General features: G+C 34.5%; 17 protein-coding genes and 4 tRNA genes. 8 read left to right on the top strand and 13 right to left on the bottom strand.

Annotated elements, in window-relative coordinates; genetic code table 11:
* Positions 1-66 precede the first annotated feature (66 nt).
* Genes J3U00_RS01765 through J3U00_RS01755 form a run of 3 tightly spaced genes read left to right on the top strand, consistent with a single transcriptional unit; the run spans position 67 to position 4,039 of the window.
* Entirely contained in the window at positions 67-1,218 is a 1,152-nt protein-coding gene (locus J3U00_RS01765; RefSeq protein WP_267331315.1) for a hypothetical protein, read from the top strand.
* A complete protein-coding gene (locus J3U00_RS01760) occupies positions 1,218-2,588 on the top strand; it encodes a DUF6384 family protein (protein ID WP_267331314.1) in 1,371 nt (456 codons plus the stop codon). The genes J3U00_RS01765 and J3U00_RS01760 overlap by 1 nt, the downstream gene beginning before the upstream one ends.
* Positions 2,582-4,039, top strand: a complete 1,458-nt coding sequence (locus J3U00_RS01755; RefSeq protein WP_267331313.1) for a hypothetical protein — start codon at positions 2,582-2,584, stop codon at positions 4,037-4,039. The genes J3U00_RS01760 and J3U00_RS01755 overlap by 7 nt, the downstream gene beginning before the upstream one ends.
* Positions 4,040-4,101: 62 nt before the next feature.
* Here J3U00_RS01755 and J3U00_RS01750 read toward each other — a convergent pair.
* From J3U00_RS01750 to J3U00_RS01735, 4 genes are all read right to left on the bottom strand, one after another.
* Positions 4,102-4,177: transfer RNA gene (locus tag J3U00_RS01750), tRNA-Gly, on the bottom strand.
* 71 nt (positions 4,178-4,248) lie between these two features.
* The gene (locus tag J3U00_RS01745; protein ID WP_065563094.1) at positions 4,249-4,506 is read right to left on the bottom strand and encodes a DUF1145 domain-containing protein; all 258 of its coding nucleotides are present in this window, start codon (positions 4,504-4,506) and stop codon (positions 4,249-4,251) included.
* Complete coding sequence (gene rsmD / locus J3U00_RS01740; protein WP_267331312.1) at positions 4,506-5,063, bottom strand: 16S rRNA (guanine(966)-N(2))-methyltransferase RsmD; 558 nt, start codon at positions 5,061-5,063, stop codon at positions 4,506-4,508. Before rsmD ends, J3U00_RS01745 begins: the two co-directional genes overlap by 1 nt.
* A gap of 13 nt (positions 5,064-5,076) precedes the next feature.
* On the bottom strand, positions 5,077-7,617 hold the full coding sequence (locus tag J3U00_RS01735; RefSeq protein WP_220224982.1) for a penicillin-binding protein 1A: 2,541 nt from the start codon (positions 7,615-7,617) through the stop codon (positions 5,077-5,079).
* Positions 7,618-8,065: 448 nt separating this feature from the next.
* On the opposite strand from J3U00_RS01735, the gene J3U00_RS01730 reads away from it, so the two are divergent.
* Entirely contained in the window at positions 8,066-8,473 is a 408-nt protein-coding gene (locus tag J3U00_RS01730; protein WP_267331311.1) for a protein YgfX, read from the top strand.
* A gap of 28 nt (positions 8,474-8,501) precedes the next feature.
* Here the strand turns inward: J3U00_RS01730 and tusA are convergent, their stop codons facing one another.
* From tusA to J3U00_RS01700, 6 genes are all read right to left on the bottom strand, one after another.
* The gene (gene tusA / locus J3U00_RS01725) at positions 8,502-8,732 is read right to left on the bottom strand and encodes a sulfurtransferase TusA (protein ID WP_065563097.1); all 231 of its coding nucleotides are present in this window, start codon (positions 8,730-8,732) and stop codon (positions 8,502-8,504) included.
* A 10-nt stretch (positions 8,733-8,742) separates the two neighbouring features.
* The gene (locus tag J3U00_RS01720) at positions 8,743-9,549 is read right to left on the bottom strand and encodes a Cof-type HAD-IIB family hydrolase (RefSeq protein WP_065563098.1); all 807 of its coding nucleotides are present in this window, start codon (positions 9,547-9,549) and stop codon (positions 8,743-8,745) included.
* Between the two features lie 116 nt (positions 9,550-9,665).
* Positions 9,666-10,970 (bottom strand): secretin N-terminal domain-containing protein, encoded by a 1,305-nt coding sequence (locus J3U00_RS01715; RefSeq protein ID WP_267331310.1) that lies wholly within the window; start codon positions 10,968-10,970, stop codon positions 9,666-9,668.
* A gap of 29 nt (positions 10,971-10,999) precedes the next feature.
* Positions 11,000-11,353: a hypothetical protein gene (locus J3U00_RS01710; protein WP_267331309.1), complete on the bottom strand. Its 354-nt coding sequence runs from the start codon at positions 11,351-11,353 to the stop codon at positions 11,000-11,002.
* On the bottom strand, positions 11,350-11,823 hold the full coding sequence (locus J3U00_RS01705; protein WP_267330161.1) for a hypothetical protein: 474 nt from the start codon (positions 11,821-11,823) through the stop codon (positions 11,350-11,352). The genes J3U00_RS01710 and J3U00_RS01705 overlap by 4 nt, the downstream gene beginning before the upstream one ends.
* Complete coding sequence (locus J3U00_RS01700) at positions 11,816-12,715, bottom strand: PilN domain-containing protein (RefSeq protein WP_267331308.1); 900 nt, start codon at positions 12,713-12,715, stop codon at positions 11,816-11,818. The genes J3U00_RS01705 and J3U00_RS01700 overlap by 8 nt, the downstream gene beginning before the upstream one ends.
* 194 nt (positions 12,716-12,909) lie before the next feature.
* Here J3U00_RS01700 and J3U00_RS01695 point away from each other — a divergent pair.
* From J3U00_RS01695 to J3U00_RS01685, 3 genes are all read left to right on the top strand, one after another.
* A tRNA-Val gene (locus J3U00_RS01695) sits at positions 12,910-12,985 on the top strand.
* A 33-nt stretch (positions 12,986-13,018) separates the two neighbouring features.
* Positions 13,019-13,094, top strand: a tRNA-Val gene (locus J3U00_RS01690).
* A 17-nt stretch (positions 13,095-13,111) separates the two neighbouring features.
* A tRNA-Lys gene (locus tag J3U00_RS01685) sits at positions 13,112-13,187 on the top strand.
* Between the two features lie 225 nt (positions 13,188-13,412).
* Here J3U00_RS01685 and J3U00_RS01680 read toward each other — a convergent pair.
* A complete protein-coding gene (locus J3U00_RS01680; RefSeq protein ID WP_267331307.1) occupies positions 13,413-13,583 on the bottom strand; it encodes a hypothetical protein in 171 nt (56 codons plus the stop codon).
* Between the two features lie 68 nt (positions 13,584-13,651).
* Complete coding sequence (locus tag J3U00_RS01675; protein WP_416379869.1) at positions 13,652-14,275, bottom strand: LysE/ArgO family amino acid transporter; 624 nt, start codon at positions 14,273-14,275, stop codon at positions 13,652-13,654.
* Between the two features lie 146 nt (positions 14,276-14,421).
* Here J3U00_RS01675 and J3U00_RS01670 point away from each other — a divergent pair, with 146 nt between their 5' ends.
* Positions 14,422-15,222, top strand: a complete 801-nt coding sequence (locus J3U00_RS01670; protein WP_267331306.1) for a sulfite exporter TauE/SafE family protein — start codon at positions 14,422-14,424, stop codon at positions 15,220-15,222.
* Positions 15,223-15,446: 224 nt separating this feature from the next.
* Here the strand turns inward: J3U00_RS01670 and J3U00_RS01665 are convergent, their stop codons facing one another.
* Positions 15,447-16,739: a hypothetical protein gene (locus J3U00_RS01665; RefSeq protein ID WP_267331305.1), complete on the bottom strand. Its 1,293-nt coding sequence runs from the start codon at positions 16,737-16,739 to the stop codon at positions 15,447-15,449.
* Positions 16,740-17,828 lie beyond the last annotated feature (1,089 nt).

Here is a 17,828-nt window from a genome sequence, read left to right as displayed (position 1 = left end):
TAGTGATATATAATCTTTTTAGTTTTCTTAATTAACTAAGGAACAATAGTTAAAGGAATATTAAACATGTCTAGTCAAATAGTTTCATATGTAGATAGAGCAGTACAGTTGTTGAATAAAATCGGCATCATGGTTAAACCTCAGGCTAATGCGCCAATTTTAAAGTTATTGGATAATGTTGCTGAAATTGATAAAAATCGTATTATCGCCATTGCTCACACTTTGCAACAACAAAGTGCATTTAATGAAGTAGTCCGGGAACAAATTGATGGCGTACATGTTTCTGATCGCTATTCTAATATTGTTAAGCATTTTGATAGTATTCGTACCGATATGGAAAAAATGCTTGGTTGGTTAGATGACGGAAAGTTAGATTTTTTGGAAAAAATTAAAATGGGTTGGATGACATTTCAACGTGGTTCTATTCCTGATCGTTTTAGTTTAATCAAAAAAACCTATTTAGATGTTTCTAAAGAAACAAGTAATCAAGTCGAGCGTGAACATATTATTTTAAACGCCTACCAAGATTTCCGTTTTGGACTGAAACAAGCTCAAATCGTTGCTGAAGAAGTACTGCAAATTGCGACAGGTCGTCTTGAAGAACGCAAACAAAAATTAACCGATGCCATTGCTCAAGTTGATAATTTTACAGGTGATGATCATGTCGCTCGAGGACGATTAGAACTTGCTAGAGACGAAGCTCTACGCAATGTACAACAAGAAGATAGCCGTTATCAAATCATCTTAGATCTCGCCAATAATTTAACCGTTTCTTATAATTCTGCCGAAGCAGTATTTGCAAGATTGCAACAAACAACCTCCATAAAAGAGCGTGTCTACCAACAAAGTGTAAGCTTTTTTTCAACCAACGAAATTGTATTTACTGCATTAAGCGCTTCTATAACTTCATTGACAGGTTTGAGTGAAAGCACTAAAACACTAGAAGCAATGAAAGATGGTATGAATAAAGGCATTGAAAGTATTGCTACTTCAGCTAATAAGCAACTTGAAGAAGGTTTAAGAGCGGGTTATGGTTCGACGATTAAAGCTGATTCTTTACGTGCATTAGTTGAAGCCATTGTCAATTATCAAGAATCAAGCCAACAATTAATTACAGAGCTAAGAAATGAATCGATTGATAATGCTAAAGAAATCGATCGTATAGTGGAAGATGGAAAACAGCGCTTTAATAATATTATCTTGAAGGTTGATGGTTAATGCAGGATGTTAAACTTAGTGACCAACTAGGTGCAATGGCAATAATTGATGAATTATATCAAAAACAACAATTACTACTTGAGCACCTTGACCGCGAAGGATTACGAGCTAATTTAAAAGAAAACATTAAAACCTTCTATGAAGCCAAAGGTCAAATTGTGGACGATAAAATCGTTGATGAAGGAATTGATCTTTGGTTTGATAATCGGTTACGGTTTGTTGCACCTAAACGTCCTTGGTTTCAACATTTTCTAGTTCGTTGTTATATCAAAAGAAAGTTAATATTTAGCCTTTTTAGCATATTCTTATTTATTTTAGCCTTAATCTTTTTTAATAATTTAATCTATACAAGAGACGTTAGACAAGAAATTGATAGTTACTATAGTCAAATATTAGCGTCGGAAGATTCATTAGCAGAATTACGCAACGAGTTTAAGCAAATTGATAAAACTACTGTTCATTATGCGCAGATTCCAGTAAAAAATTTAAAGACCTCTATTTCTAATCTACTTAGCCAGAAAATTATTCCCACAGTCACCAAGCCAACCATTAACGGGGCTTTTATTACAGATGACGAAAATAGTTTAGTTAAACAATTTAAGCAAATTAATGACTCAGTAACCACTAAATTGTCGGATATTAGAACTCAATTAAATATTTTAAAAAAATTATTGGAAGATGATAAACGGCTAGCTAATTTGATAGATGATGATGAGTTTATAAAAACAAGCAAAGAGTATCACGTACTACAAAATGCAGTCGATTCCGTTCTTGATAATCTTAATCAAGGACAAAGAGTTATCGATTTCAATCAAATTGAAACACTTTACAATTCCACAGAACGAGCAAAAACCATTATAAATAAAATGCAGATTGATAATCAGAAATTATTAGCCCTAAAAGTTCCGAAGTCGGATATGGTACCGGTTATTGCTTTACAAAGTGATTTACAAGCTGACCTAAAAAATCTCAACTTTGATAAGTTTGAAAATTATCAACAAATGATGTCTTATTATTTCAATCTAGCTCAAACTAATTTGACACTTACTATTGTTGACAAACCTAATTATAAATCAGGAGTTGAGCGCACCCACGAAAAAACAAACGGTAAATCTTGGTATGTGATTGTCACACCAACGACATCATCCGGAATAGCAACACCGCTATGGGTAACCAGTATTGAAACAGGTGAAAGGAAACTCGTAGATATGTTTGGTCAGCAGGTTTCTCAAAAAGAATTTAATAAGGTTAAAAAAGATAAAATTGCCGATGGGCATATTGATGAAAATAAATTATGTAAAAAACCAATTGGTCGTCTAGAATTTAACTGTCCTAATACAGTTAAAACAGGTAGGATTTTAGAGTGGTAAATATGCAATCTAGCAATATTGAACGAAGTATTGAAATAAAACTTCAGGAAATCTTTAGTGCAATCGAGAAAACTAATAACGAGGTGCAAAACTCTCGTCAAAAAATCCTTGATTTGACAAATAAACAAGTAGAGATTTATCAAAAGATAGCGACTATTTATCTATTAGAATCTCCCCAAAATAACGATTTGGAAATTCAGAAAATCATTAAACAGTTAAAGGATTTAAACTGTAATTTAAAAAATAAATCCAGTAATTTAGATCATTTTATTGCTGATTCCCAACAAAAAATGGATGAAACATTATTAAAATTAGATGAATTAACAGCGGAAAAGATTCGACAACTTGAAAGTGATGCAGATTATCTATCACTATTAAATAATTATAACATTACTAAAGACGAGCTAACCAAAGAAACAAAAAACTTCAAAAGTTCACAACAAGAATTTTCAACCAAGTTGAAACAATATCAACAAAATTACTATTACAATTATTTAATTAATCGTCGCTTTGGAGAGAAAAATTATAAAGCCTTCAAAATATTTCGTTATTTAGACTCATGGGTAGCAAGGTTTATCAATTTTTCAGAAAATTTCAAAAATCATAAAATGCTTAAAGATTTATATAAAGAATCTCAGTTACGGTTTAATAATAAAAAACGAGCATATGAGCAAGCATTAAAAGCAAAAGAGCGGAAAGAGCGCGAGGTTGATACTAACCTAAATTTATCTAAATTGAAAAAAACAATTGCGCTAACTGAGCAAGATTTAGCACATTATAAAAAACAGAAACAAAATATAGAAAATACCTTACAAGAGCTTCAAAAAGGCAATAATTCGCAGTTTAAACTAATTTCAAATCAATTAGTTAAACTGTTACAAAAACAATCTCTAAGTCAACTTAATGATTTAACTTTACAAACTAAATCAACAGAAGATGATAAATTATTAGAAAGAATTGTCGCGATAAATAAACAAATACTTGATATTGATGCATATCTTGCCTCGTTATTAAAAACGCTTAACGAATTAGACAATGTTTATAATCGTTTTGAACAAACATTTTATTTATTTAGGGAAAACAATATTCCTAGCTCAATTTATGAATATAACATACCATCGTTCAAGCTTAATGATTTATTAAACCAGTTATTTAGCAATCAAATTTTTCCAGAAACAGTTGTTCAAACCCTTTTTGGGTATAGAGCAATAAGGAGAGAATTAAAATCATCTAATCATAATTCAGGATGGGCGAGTGACGATTCATCATCAAGGAGATCTTCTTCTTTCTCTTCATCCTCTTCACGCTCATCATCATCATCTTCCTATTCGAGCTCATCTTCCTCTTCGAGTTCTTCCACCTCGTCATCTTATAGTTCATCAAGTGACAGTGGGTTTTCATCCAGCTCATCAACAGGTGGCGGAGGTTTTAAAACGACTGATAGTTTCTAATCAGGACAAAAATAATCGTGTTGGAACTAAGTTAACAGCTAAACTTTATATAGAGATGAAATTGGAGCGGGAAACGAGGTTCGAACTCGCGACCTCAACCTTGGCAAGGTTGCGCTCTACCAACTGAGCTATTCCCGCATATTGAACGCTTCGAAAGAAGTGGTGAGCATTATACAAAAATATTTATATCTGACAACCTATTTTATTCTTTATTTTTTGTTTTTCCAGCTAAGTGCTTCAAAAACACCAAAAATAAAAAATCTAAGTGCTTTAAATTTATCCTGTTCTTTTTCTTGATTAACCATTGTTGATTGTAATATCCATGCTTGTAATCCATGAATAAGTGTAAAAGCAACCAATCCTATATAAGCGAGAATATTTGCTGGTTTAGGAAACGGATGAACAAGATTAAATAATAAAAATAACCATATAAATAAATAGACTAGTTTACCTAAAAGTATGAACATTATCTTTCTTCTCGTATAAATAAATAGCTATGAACTTGCCCTGCTGTCTTCTCTCGATGTAAATACCAATTTGATGGAATATTAAAATCATGCCCCAGCTCAGATTCAATATAAATATAAGCAGATGGGCTGAGCCAATGGTTATTCTCAAGAAGCTCTAGTGTTTTCTCGATTAAAGAATAATGAAAAGGCGGATCGATAAATACAATATCAAATTGTCTTTGGGCTGGTCTATCAAGCCATTGAAAAGTATCTGTCGAATAAATTTCGACATTATCACATGCAATCAACTGCTTATTTTTTTTAAGCTGATTGGCAACTTGTTTATCTTTCTCTAATAATGTGACATTTTGAGCACCGCGTGATGCTGCTTCAAAACCTAATGATCCACTACCAGAAAAACAATCCAAACAAACACTACTTTGTATAACTGGCATTAGCCAGTTATACAAAGTCTCTTTTACTCTATCTGTGGTTGGCCGCAAGCCTTGTTTATCAAGCACTGACAACTTTCTTCCGCGCCATTTTCCACCAATAATTCTTATAGAACCATTCATATAAAAACCTTACTTAGAATAGTTCTTGCGTATTACCTTGTGAATCCTTCACGCTGGTACCAACTTCTTGCGATCCATAGGTAGTTGGCTCGGTTCCCTTGATAAAGTATTCTGACATCGTTCTCGCTCCAGAACCTGGTAACATACCGGTTCGCTGATCGATAGTAACAGAAATAACATTATCCGGTTTTACATCTTGTTTTTCAGGTACATCTTTAAGAGCAACTTTCATATAGTCAACCCAAATAGGGTTAGCGGTAACTGCACCGGCTTCAGCGCGGAAAGTTCGACCTAAAGCACGTCGGTGGTCATCAAACCCCATCCAGACCGAGGTAACAATATTACCGCCGAAACCAGAAAACCAAACGTCTTTCGATTGGTTAGTAGTACCCGTTTTACCACCAACATCCTTACGACCTAATGCTTTTACACGCCAAGCAGTACCTTGCCAATCCGAACCGCCAAAAACAATTGTTCTTAGTCCATCTTTCATAATATATGCAATACCACTATCAACGGTGTGTGGTGCATATTTAGGTGTCACATCAGTGGTTTTATTGTCTTTATTAATATTAGGTAAGATTAAATTATCTTCTGTTTTAAGATTTGCCTCTTCAGGCTCTTCACTACCCGTCTCATTTGATTCGTTTTCAACGTTATCTAACGATACTGAAACAGAATCAAATTTTACCACTTCATCTTTACAGTTATGACAAGCAATCAATGGTTGATGCTGATAAATTACGCCACTATCATTGTCATATTCAATTTTTTCGATTAAGTAAGGCGTAATTAAATACCCACCATTAACAATAACGGAATAAGCACGTGCAACCTGCAATGGCGTAAATGAAGCTGAACCTAAAGCAAGTGATTCATTATGTGAAATATTCTCTTTTGGGAATCCAAAACGTTCTAAATACGTGGCAGCATAATCGATACCGATTGCGCGTAATGCACGTACCATCATCACATTTTTAGACATCCCTAAACCAATTCGCATTCTTAATGGACCAGCATAAGTAGGCGGTGAATTTTTTGGACGCCAAGTCACACTACCTGTTGTACGAACGATCGGCGCATCATTAAGTAGCGTCGCCATCGTTAGCCCTTTCTCTAACGTAGCCGTATACACAAATGGTTTTATATTAGAACCTAGTTGACGTAAAGCTTGTGTTGCACGATTAAATTTACTTAAATTGAAATCATAACCACCAACAATCGCCTTAATTGCACCATTATCAGAATCAAGAGAAACCAGTGCAGCGTTAACTGCTGGAATTTGCGCTAATGCCCAATTCTCACCAGATTTTTTAACCCAAATCAGCTGACCTGGTTTTAAAGTATCATTAACCTTTCTCGGCGAGGCACCTTGTTGATTATCACTGATAAATTTTCGCGCCCATTTCATATCTTGAAAGGCAATAGTAATATTACTTTTATCGGATAATACTGCTTTTGCTTCCTTATCAGATGATTCTAGAACCACGGCTGGGCACATCCCGCTATAGCAAATATATTTATGTAAAGCTTCTTGAATTTTTTCGTCACTTAGTGCCGGCTCATTATTTTGCCATAACACTTTTTCAGGTCCACGATAGCCATGTCGCATATCATAATCAATAATATGCTTTTGTATTGATTCTGTTGCTGCCACCTGGTCTGTCTTAGATATGGTGGTATAAACTTTATAACCATCGGTATAAGCGTTCTCACCAAATTTATCGAACATAAACTGTCTTGCCATTTCAGCAACATATGGCGCAGAAAATTCAATTTTTGGCGTATGATAACTTGCATTTAAAGGCTTCTTAGTCGCTTCATCATATTGCGCTTGAGTAATATAATTTTGATCTAGCATACGACCTAAAACCCAATTACGTCTTGTTAATGCTTTTTCTGGGTGGGAAATTGGATTATAGGCAGAAGGCGCATTTGGTAAACCAGCTAGTAGTGCCGCTTCATCGATAGTTAACTGATCTGGCGTTTTACCAAAGAAAGTATATGAAGCAGCAGCCACACCATAAGCACGCGAACCAAAGTTGATCATATTAAGATATAACGCCATTATCTCGTCTTTAGATAATTCTCGCTCCATACGAATTGCAATAATCATCTCTTTTACTTTACGAGAAATACTTTTTTCTGGTGTTAAAAAGAAGTTTTTCGCCACTTGTTGGGTGATAGTACTACCACCTTGTGAAAAGCTCTTATCCTTCAACCCGATATACATAGCACGCACAATACCGATAGGATCAATCCCAAAATGCTCATGGAAACGTGCATCTTCGGTAGCTATAACAGCATTAACGACAATCGGTGGGATTTCATCATATTTTAGAGGAATTCGGCGACGTTCACCAAAAATAGCGATTAGTTCACCATCTTTACTTAATACTTGCATTGGGGTTTGCAAGCGAACATCTTTTAAAGTCGCTACATCAGGCAGATCTTTAGAATAATAACTGTAGCCAGCGATACCTATCACTAAGCCACAAAGTACTAAACCGATTATAAGTTTAAGGCAAAATTTTAATATTTTTAATATTATCACAAATCATTCCTATCCAATTGATTTTAAATCAAAGAAAGATAATAAAACTGTATTAATTGATCTCAATCCATTTTAGCCGATGAGTATACTACTTACTCGAAAAGACTCAAAATAAAAAGCGACGCTAACCCATGCTTAAAAAATTGTTTAAATCCATTAAACAATTATTAACATATTAAATTAAAAAAGAAATTTACCTTTAATATATTTTCACTTTCATATTCCATTACTTATTAGTTTATAACTTAATTTTTTAGCAGAACTTAATAGATCAGATATTAAATACCACATAGGTTTGCTACAGGTTAAACAACTAATTGATAGGTTCTCAAAAGTTAGTAAATTTTCAAATTATTTTGTGTATTATCTCACAATATTTTTATATTTTTAAATAAAACTGATAAAACGAATAGATAATTGTGATTTTATCAATTTAAACAATATTAATATGTGGAGCACAAAACTTACCCCTTCGTTAGTACAATTTTTGAGTGCAACCTGCTTTTATCTTATTTTGATTATTCTTTGCTTATTGCAATTAGCGCATACTTCATTAAATAGTTATACTTTTGTTTTAATATTAATCTTAATAATCGAATGGTGGCGTAGTATTTGCTATTTCAAAACTATAAAAGGTGAATTTGCGCTATTCGAATATATACACCAAATTTATTGGTACAAACAGCGTTGGTATTTAACGCGAAAACCACTACTACTACGTTACATAATCATTATTAATTTAAAATCACGTCGAAATGGTAAAAGAAGAACGCTTTTTTTAATGATTGATAACCTTGCGCCTAATGACTGGCGCACACTTCGTTATCATTTCAGAAAAATTGATTTATCAAAATAGGTAATAAAAAATAGCTTAACACACTATATTAATGTGATTTTTTAATCCAATATTCAAATGGTATGGATTCAACTTGTGAGTTAACTAATTGGTGATCCATATGCCGGCAAAAGCTCGGGATATCACGCGTTGTGGCCAAATCATCAGCAACAACGTGCAGTATTTGACCAACAGCTAATTCCCTAATCGCTTTACGCACTAGCATAATCGGCTCAGGACAACGCAAACCTAATGTATTTAATTCTTTATCAATAATCATAATTAATAGATTAAAGTAAAAGATTAGCTAAATAATGGGGAACAGCATCATCAGCATTAGATCCAATAACTTCCAGCTCAGGAAGCAGTGCTTTAAGTTCAGGACTCGCATCTTGCATAATACAGCCCTTACCTGCCATTTTTAACATCTCATAATCATTCATACCATCACCAAAAGCGATGCTGTCTTTAAGTTGATAGCCTAAGCTTTCAACCACTAACTTTAATGCACTGCCTTTAGTCACATTTTCCGCCATAACTTCAAGACAGTTTGGTGTTGAAAACGCGATGCTAACTTTATTACCATATTGCTTTTCAATTTTGTCCTTCAACTCCACCAAATAATGGTTATGGCTAATATCAGAGGTGGTAAAATAAATTTTGGCAATATCACTGGTATCAAAATTAGTTGGATCAAAAAATTGATATTTAAATTTTGTATCAACAAAAAAGCTAAGCGAATAGGCATCAGGTTTATTAATCAACCAATCATCGCCACGGTAAACATGGGTATAAATATATGGACTGTCTTTACAAATTACCGCCAACTCTTTAGCTAAATTAGGATCAAAACTACGGCTAAAAACTAAATTACCATTACTATCGTGAACTCTTGCCCCATTTGATGTAATCATAAAAGCATCGATTTCCATATTTTCACGCATTTGAGTAACATCAATATGGTGTCGGCCTGTCGCAAAAGCAAAATGAATACCCATTTCCCGTAATGCCTGAAGAATTTTTTTAGTAAACGGCGATAAACTATGTTCGGTATTTAACAAAGTACCATCTAGATCAGAAGCAACAAAATGAAACATGATATTCTCAACTTTTATAATAATTGGTGATTAGAATAACGACACTTTGCAGAGAATCAACTAACTCAATACAAAGTCATAAATTATGGTAGAGTATGATACAACTCCATCGCTATTTACTCAACTAATTGCGGAGTAATAAAAATCACTAATTCCCTTTTTTGATTTTTTTTAGCATTATATTTAAAGGCATTCCCAATAATTGGTACTTGAGCAAGACCAGGTACTTTCTTTTTCCCATTACTATTAACTTGCTGAAAAATTCCACCCAAAACCACGGTTTCACCATCTTTAACTTTCACTTGAGTTTTAATTTCTTGCGTTTCAATGGCTAAAGCTTCTCCCCCATCACGGCGCTTAATCGAACGACCAGTAGTATTTTGTGTGATATATAAATCCAAGATCATTTGTTTATCAGCAACAATTTTAGGCGTAACTTCTAAACCTAATACCGCTTGTTTAAATTCAATGGATGTCGAACCATTCCCCCCCGTTGACACTTCGTACGGAATCTCTGTTCCCTGCTTAATCGATGCCATATTTTGATTTGCAGTTAATAAATTCGGACTAGCAATAATTTCTAACTGATTTTCTGATTCTAATGCTGAAAGTTCCAAATTCAACAAACTACCAGAAAGTTTCGCTAAATTAAAACCCACAGAAGAAGAAGGATTAACGACCCCAAGGTCAACATCCAGCTGATTAAAAAATTGTGAAGATTTACCCAAATATCCCCATTTAATCCCTAACTCCTCCATACTCTCATCACTCATAGTGACAATATGGGCCGAGATATGGACTTGTGGAATGGGTTGATCCAAAGCCTTAACTAACTTCTTAATATCCGCAAATTGTTTGCTCATATCAGTAATAAGCACTGAATTGGTTCTCTTATCAACTATCGCCTTTCCGCGTTCAGATAATAATCCTTGTTGCTGGATGGTCTCTACTAAATTATTAGGATCGCCATGTTTAATCGGAATGGTTAACAAAGTTAACGGCTGATTTAATTCCTGTTCCTTCTGCTCTAATAACTCTCTTTGCGCAAGCACCTCCGGCTCAATAGATTTTGAAACAAACAAAATGTTGTCTTCAATTTCGGCCTGTAAATTTGCTGAATTTAACACCACCTTTAAAGCTTTTTGCCAATCAACATTCTTAAGTTTGATGGTTTGTTTAGTTGATATATCATCTATCATCACTAAATTCATCTGCTTATTATCAGCCAGCGCTTGCAAAATAATTGCGACATCCGTTTGATAAAAATTCATTGAAATAAGATCATTTGATTCTTTCTTTGCTGAAATGGAAGGCTCAGCCAAACATGGAATTGATAAAAGCATAAGCAAAATCGTCAATTGCCTTAAATTCTTTGCTAATTGACTAACTAATTGACTAAATAGTTGGCTGGCTTGATTCATTAATTACAACCTCAAATATCGATCTCATCTTATTTAGTTAACGGCATTATCCAAAGCACTTTATCGTTACAATACTCAGGTAAACTTGCTTGCCATAAAATTTTATCGCTTAACACAACTTCAATTTCCCACGGAAACAAAACATGTGGAACATTATTATCAGTGATAGCTAACCAATCATTATCTGACGAAAGCCATAATTGCTGATAATTAACGCGTTGAATAGATCCTCTAAACTGCCAAGCCTGAATCTGCATATTTAAATGATCAGTTTGTTCTTGGCAACCTAGCTCGATCTTTTGCAAAAAAGGATCGCGATGACCATCAGCATTCACTATGAAACAACACATCATCAATGCAAAAACAAATAAATAGCGACTCATTGCATACCCTTCTTAAACAACAAACTAAATCTAATCCGCAAATAATTATCTTGCTTACCGATTGATAACTGTTGAAAGTTCAAATAGTAGAAATTCTCGTTAAAATCGCCAATAAATTTCATAAAATCAAAAAATTGCCCATTTAATTCAACATCCCAATAAGTTGCTGAATCATTTTGTTCCAGTTTGAACGACATCAACTTCAAATGATGACGATCAATAGCGTTAGCAAGTTCATGCTCGGTTATCAAAGTTAGCGAACTATTTTTAGCGGCATGATAACGTTCAATTCTTGCTTGAAGCATTTCAATTTCAACTTGCTTTTCTTGATACAACGCCATTTGCTGATCAGCTTGTTGCTTTAAGTCCTGAATAAAAAATTGATAACCAATAAAAAACAGTGTTAACGGTAATAAAATACAAACTAAGTATTGTTGCCAAATCGGCCTCTCTAGAAAGTCATTATTCATTCAACTCAATATCCATTTGAAACAACAAACTATCCTGACTTTTCTCAATATTTTTTACCTGACTTTTCGTCACATTTGCAGAAAGTTGCTGATTAAAATTGATAATATCCACATAATTGACACTACGACCGGTAATTTTAATTTTCTCAGGCTCATATTCGTACAGATTTAACCAAATCGTTGCTGGTAGTTTGTTAGAAAACATTTGTAGCGACTGTTGGATCTGTTTTTGACTTGGTGAAGGATTAGGAATATAAGATTCAGCCAACAACTCTTGTTGCAACACTTGTTGAGCAGATAATTGTTGAGAATAGTGTTCGATGTCTGACTGCGTGTTCATCAAAAGATAAAAAAAATAACAAGTCAACACCCCGATAAAATTAACAACAAAAAGAAGTAACTTAAATTGGTGCTGTTTTGCCTTTTGTTTTCGCCATGGTAGAAAGTTAAATGAACTATTTTCAAAATGACTACCGACAAATGTTACTCCATATTTTTGGAACAAATCTAACCAGTCATTAACCGTTTTACGCTCACAAATAGCAATCATTAAAGTTTTAGGTGAAATGGATACATAATCAAAAAAAAGCTGATTGCCAGATTGTTGGAAAAGTTTGTATAGGGATGCTTCAACATAACTAGTCAATTCGCTTACCGTCAGTTTAACATCGGGATAAGTGGTTTTTTGATACTGTACAAAATCATCACTTAAATTTAATTCAATTGACGTTAATCTTGGTAGTTTTAGATTATGCATAAACTGATCGATATCAGCCAAATCTTGATAAACGATAAAATCCTCATTCACCTTCCCGCTTGATTCGACTAACTGATAGTGCAGTTTTGTGGGTTCGATATAAATTACTACGCGACTTTTATTAAAAACCATCATACTAAATAGATTGAAAAACAATATCGCCCAATCTTAATCACAATTATCTAGATTCAAACCTACAAAATCCATTTTTGCGAAGTATCATCCAAAAAATGACTAAAATTACACCGAACAGGGCTAAATTTTAGGAAAAGTAAAAAAAAAGGTTGACTGAAATAAGACACGCCTTATAATGCACATCCACACGGTAAGGGTGATTAGCTCAGTTGGGAGAGCACCTCCCTTACAAGGAGGGGGTCACTGGTTCGAACCCGGTATCACCCACCAATTCTTACCGTGAAGTTTTCGAAAGAAACATTGGGGTGATTAGCTCAGTTGGGAGAGCACCTCCCTTACAAGGAGGGGGTCACTGGTTCGAACCCGGTATCACCCACCACTTACTACTTATTTTATGGGTTGTTAGCTCAGTCGGTAGAGCAGCGGACTTTTAATCCGTTTGTCGAGCGTTCGAATCGCTCACGACCCACCATTTTTTCTCTCTTGTCAAAACATCATTAATTAAACGCATCATTCAATATATTTATTATTTACCTCAAAAAATTTTGCTGAAGCGTCCCTTCAAAAGAAAAATAAAAGAAATAAGTGAGAACTGTTGATTAAAGATAAAATTAATAGAGAAAATGATTTAACGCAAAACAGCTATTGCCTTTAGGCAATAGCATTAAATAAAACGACATATAAAAGGTCCAAACGACTAACGGGTTACTCCATAACCTAACGGATAGAGCGCCTTCATATCGTTTGGTAAATCAGAAGATTGTTTGATAACACTATCCATTGAATCTGGTAATGCAATTGGCAATTTAGCATTATAAGGTTTGCTATCAAATAAACGTTTAAATAGCACCTCATCTTTTAATACCAAAATTTGCAACGATAGCAATTAGAAAAAACGAACAGATTAATAGAAAATGTAACGCCAAAAACGTCACATTATTGACCACAAATCACATAAACAATAAGTCGATAAGCAATATAAAACATCACCAGCCCAACAACCGAATCCAATATAACCCACATCCTTTTTTGCCTAAATAGAGGCGTAAGCAACCTAGCGCCATACCCAATACCAAAAAACCAAATAAATGACACACAAACTGCACCAATTAAAAACGCCCATTTTTGCTCAGTAGAAAACGTACCGGCAATCCCACCAACTATTACCACTGTATCCAAATAAACATGAGGATTAAGTAAAGTCACCGCAATTGTCGACAAAATCACTTTTGTTAAAGAACTCTTTCGTTGCTCGGCAGAATCAACCTGCATACTGCTATCACCTCTCACTGCGCTTTTAAATGCATTAAATCCATACCAAAGCAAAAACAATGCACCAAAGATGGCTAATGAATTAGTAATTATAGGATAACGACTAATAAAAGCCCCCACGCCCCATATACCAATAGTCATCAAAGCGAAATCACAAAAAAAACAGATGGCAGCAACAAAAAAGATATGATTTTTTAACAACCCTTGCTTAAGCACAAACAAATTTTGCGCGCCAATAGCAATAATTAAACTCGCTGAAATCATCGCGCCACGTAAAATATCGGTCAGCATTAAACCTAAAATCCTTAATCAACGAAAAGTAAGCATTATACAAAAACAATAAAGAATTTTGTATCAAAACCAAGAATTATTACGCACTTATAAAAAACAGTTATAATTATCCTCCTGAATAAAAAAATAAAAAAGTACAAGAAATGGTTGTCGAATTTATAATCTTCTTAATGATAGGCGCATTTGCGGGATTGCTAGCAGGTATATTTGGCGTGGGTGGTGGATCGTTAATTGTACCTGCATTAATTATAGTACTTAATCACTTTAATCATGGTGGAGAATGGATAAACCACATCGCCGTCGCCTCATCGCTTGCCACCATTATTGGCACCAGCTTATCATCAAGTTGGGTTCAGAATAAAAATCATAATATCCAATGGTCGATTCTAAAAAAGATGGTGTTAGGATGCATGATTGGCACGATGGGCGGATCGTATATGACACCTTATATTCCCGGTGTTTGGTTAAAATGGATTTTTATCGTTTTTCTTATCTACACCGGAAGTAAATTTATTCTCAAAAGCACCAATGTCGCCCAAAATCGAAACGCTGTATCATTTCATGACACGATTTATATCATTATTGGTGGACTAATTGGCGTGTTTGCAGCCCTAGTTGGTGTCGGTGGGGGTGTATTGGTGGTTCCTTTCTTAAAAAAATGCGGGGTAGATATACGTAAAGCGATTGGCACCTCTGCAGCATTTACCTTACCGGTAGCGCTTGGCGGAACGATTGGCTACATTATTGCAGGATGGAATATTGAAGAATTACCAGAATATAGTTTAGGCTTTGTCTATCTACCAGCAGTAATATCCATTATGATCACCAGTATACCCATGGCAAAAATGGGTGTTCAAATTGCACAACGATTATCGATAAATAAATTGATAAAATACTTTGGTATCTTTTTATTGCTAATAGTTATAAAGCTTATAATTTCGTGATTTGAAGCTTCAAAAACCCCGCTCCTCAACTTTTTTTACGATAAAAAACCTAAAAAATAAACCCAGCCCTGTTAAGGGATGGGTTGCTTGTACGGGGTAACAACAAAATCGTTTTTTCGCTTGGCTACGTTGACTATTCGAGTCAGCTATCGCTTAACAACTTAATGCTATCATTCTGCCCTCACAACCACCGACTCAAAGACTTTAAGACAAAAAAATAAGAACTAAGGACTGACACAAAGCCCTACGTTCACAGGTCTAGCAAAAGTCACTCCACCAACGTTCAAGTCCACTTGGAATTGATAGCCTATAAAGCTAGATGGGTCGCTAGTCCAGTACGAGTTACCTCTGAAACCTGAACCCGGATAGCGTTCCATATCTCCCCACTCAGTAAAAAAACCAGCACCAATTCGACGTTGATAATAATTACCAGGTGATGAAGGAGTAGCGCCAGATATAACTTCTTCATAACCATTAGCATATGAGCGAACAGCATTAGTTAAATCTCTTACACGAGGAACTCTATAGCCAATACTATTACACCATGATAAGGTAGGAGAATAAACGTCAGACTTAGAACTACGGTGGACGAACCACTGCTTTAACTGGAATCCATATTTAACAACTGCATTACCGCGACTGTCACGACCGACTAATTCGAATCCCCGAGGTAAAATAGGTTTAGAAATACGACCAGGATTACTAGAGCTCTGTTGGGATTGAGTTGCTGCCGGTCCAGTTAATGTAACACGAACACTTGTAGCTGTAGAATAGCTCATAGTAGCGGTTATACCACCATTAGAAACAGGCGCCCAAGACAATGTCTGATTATTACCACCAATATTTAAATCAAAGTATAAACCATGTGCGCCAGCAGTAGGAAAGTTTTGATAATACGATGATGATCTAGTGGATTGAGTGAGAAAACCATTACGAGAGTCCCATATCTCAGCTGGACCTGCATATTGCCCTGTACTGTAATTCATATTAGGCCTAGCAAAACAAACCACAGCCGATGCCTTAGGATTTATATAATATGTTGCATTACTAGCGTTGAAATTACGACTACGAGGAACACCATAGCGTGTGGTTAATGTACCATTAGTACTAGTTAATTTAACCTGATAAGGTGCCTTACAAATCGTTAGTACGGTATTACGAGATACCGTTTCATTGTTTTTATCTACGATAGATAAACTTAACGTACCTGTGGCAGTAACGTTAGTATCACCATCATCATCACCCCAATAATTATAAGGTGAACCAATAAGCGTACTTAATGCCACGGAGTTGGTATTGGTTGGCACTAACATACCAATATCAGCAAAACTCTGACCGGTAACTGGCAACTGGATTGGTGTCGTTGATGAATTATTAGTTGATGGCGTATATTTAGTTCCGTTAGATAGCGTTATCCCTAGCAAACTGTCAGTATTAATGGCTCGAGTACGACCACCATCGAAAGTCAAATACGGCGCACTACCCTGTATCGCATTCCTAGTTGTCTGTGATGTCAATGTGTGACCCGAAAAAGGAAGAAAAAGAACCACGGAAAAAACAATTTGCCGAGATAGTTTGGGAAAACCGAATGATCGAAAACAGGATCCGAAAAAGGATCGCGCGAAAATTCGCAGAATTTCACTTAATTGCGTGGAAAAATAAGTTTGAGTGAAAAATTTAAACTGCGTGCTGGACTTAGACGAATTTAAAAGATAGGTTTGGCAGGTTGGCTGTTGGCTGTTGGCTGTTGAAAATTATAATGCATCTTAGACTGTCCTGTCAAGTAATTTTTTGATTAATTTACAATTTTATTCTTTTCTATCAAATTTTAGCCTCGAAGCTAAAACCGTGTAAAAAGTATAGTGATTGGAAAAACACGATGCAACACTTTTTTTCGCTCATTTACGTTAACTTTTGTAAACAGGATCTAAAAAGGACCTGAAAGTTAACCTGTTAAATTTTGTTTTAATTAAATATATTTCAATTACAAATCTTTAAAATTAGAGCGATTGATCCTTAAAAATTTTATTTTAGGGCTTCGAATTAGAAATTTAGTGATTTTGATCATTTAATAATTTTTAAGAGACATTTAAAACCCCAAAAACCCCACTCCTCAACTTTTTATTAAAAAGATTATCCGTTTTCAACGCTTTTAAACTGTTTTTAGATATTATTTATTGGGATTAAGAATATTGTGTAGAAGGCGTTCACTGGGTTTAATGATTGTCTATTATTATTATGACTTGGCATTTTCTAAAGATTTTACTAATTTTTCTGAATATCACCTTGATTAGTCAAAATTGGCGTTAAATTTGGTCGCACTGTGCTGAGTTTGGAATTAACCCTTTTATTGTTTTGTGCTGATAAATTATTAAATTTGCAATCAATACAATATTGTGACGGTATAGACTCCTCAATTATTTTTACATTGATAATGTTAATCTCATTTTTTCGACTCTCTTTAGTTATTATTAAATAATTAGTTAGCTAAGTTTGGGTTATTTGTTTAGAAATTATAGACTATTTTATGATGATTTGGTTGGGTTAAAATCTCAAAAATAATACTTTAACCATTTCATTTGTTTAAATATTTTTTAATTTAAAGT

Origin of the sequence: Gilliamella sp. B3127 (assembly GCF_026536935.1) — a bacterium.
Classification (GTDB): domain Bacteria; phylum Pseudomonadota; class Gammaproteobacteria; order Enterobacterales; family Orbaceae; genus Gilliamella; species Gilliamella apicola_E.
Note: the sequence above shows the minus strand (reverse complement) of the source record. Positions and strands in the feature narration are given on the sequence as shown.

Bases quoted from the DNA above. Each gene is read 5' to 3' on its own strand.
- J3U00_RS01715 (WP_267331310.1), bottom strand. From the start codon at position 10,970: ATGAATCAAGCCAGCCAACTATTTAGTCAATTAGTTAGTCAATTAGCA.
- J3U00_RS01745 (WP_065563094.1), bottom strand. From the start codon at position 4,506: ATGTTCATACTTTTAGGTAAACTAGTCTATTTATTTATATGGTTATTT.
- J3U00_RS01765 (WP_267331315.1), top strand. From the start codon at position 67: ATGTCTAGTCAAATAGTTTCATATGTAGATAGAGCAGTACAGTTGTTG.
- J3U00_RS01705 (WP_267330161.1), bottom strand. From the start codon at position 11,823: ATGAATAATGACTTTCTAGAGAGGCCGATTTGGCAACAATACTTAGTT.
- J3U00_RS01720 (WP_065563098.1), bottom strand. From the start codon at position 9,549: ATGTTTCATTTTGTTGCTTCTGATCTAGATGGTACTTTGTTAAATACC.
- tusA (WP_065563097.1), bottom strand. From the start codon at position 8,732: ATGATTATTGATAAAGAATTAAATACATTAGGTTTGCGTTGTCCTGAG.
- J3U00_RS01670 (WP_267331306.1), top strand. From the start codon at position 14,422: ATGGTTGTCGAATTTATAATCTTCTTAATGATAGGCGCATTTGCGGGA.
- J3U00_RS01760 (WP_267331314.1), top strand. From the start codon at position 1,218: ATGCAGGATGTTAAACTTAGTGACCAACTAGGTGCAATGGCAATAATT.
- J3U00_RS01700 (WP_267331308.1), bottom strand. From the start codon at position 12,715: ATGATGGTTTTTAATAAAAGTCGCGTAGTAATTTATATCGAACCCACA.
- J3U00_RS01710 (WP_267331309.1), bottom strand. From the start codon at position 11,353: ATGAGTCGCTATTTATTTGTTTTTGCATTGATGATGTGTTGTTTCATA.
- rsmD (WP_267331312.1), bottom strand. From the start codon at position 5,063: ATGAATGGTTCTATAAGAATTATTGGTGGAAAATGGCGCGGAAGAAAG.
- J3U00_RS01730 (WP_267331311.1), top strand. From the start codon at position 8,066: ATGTGGAGCACAAAACTTACCCCTTCGTTAGTACAATTTTTGAGTGCA.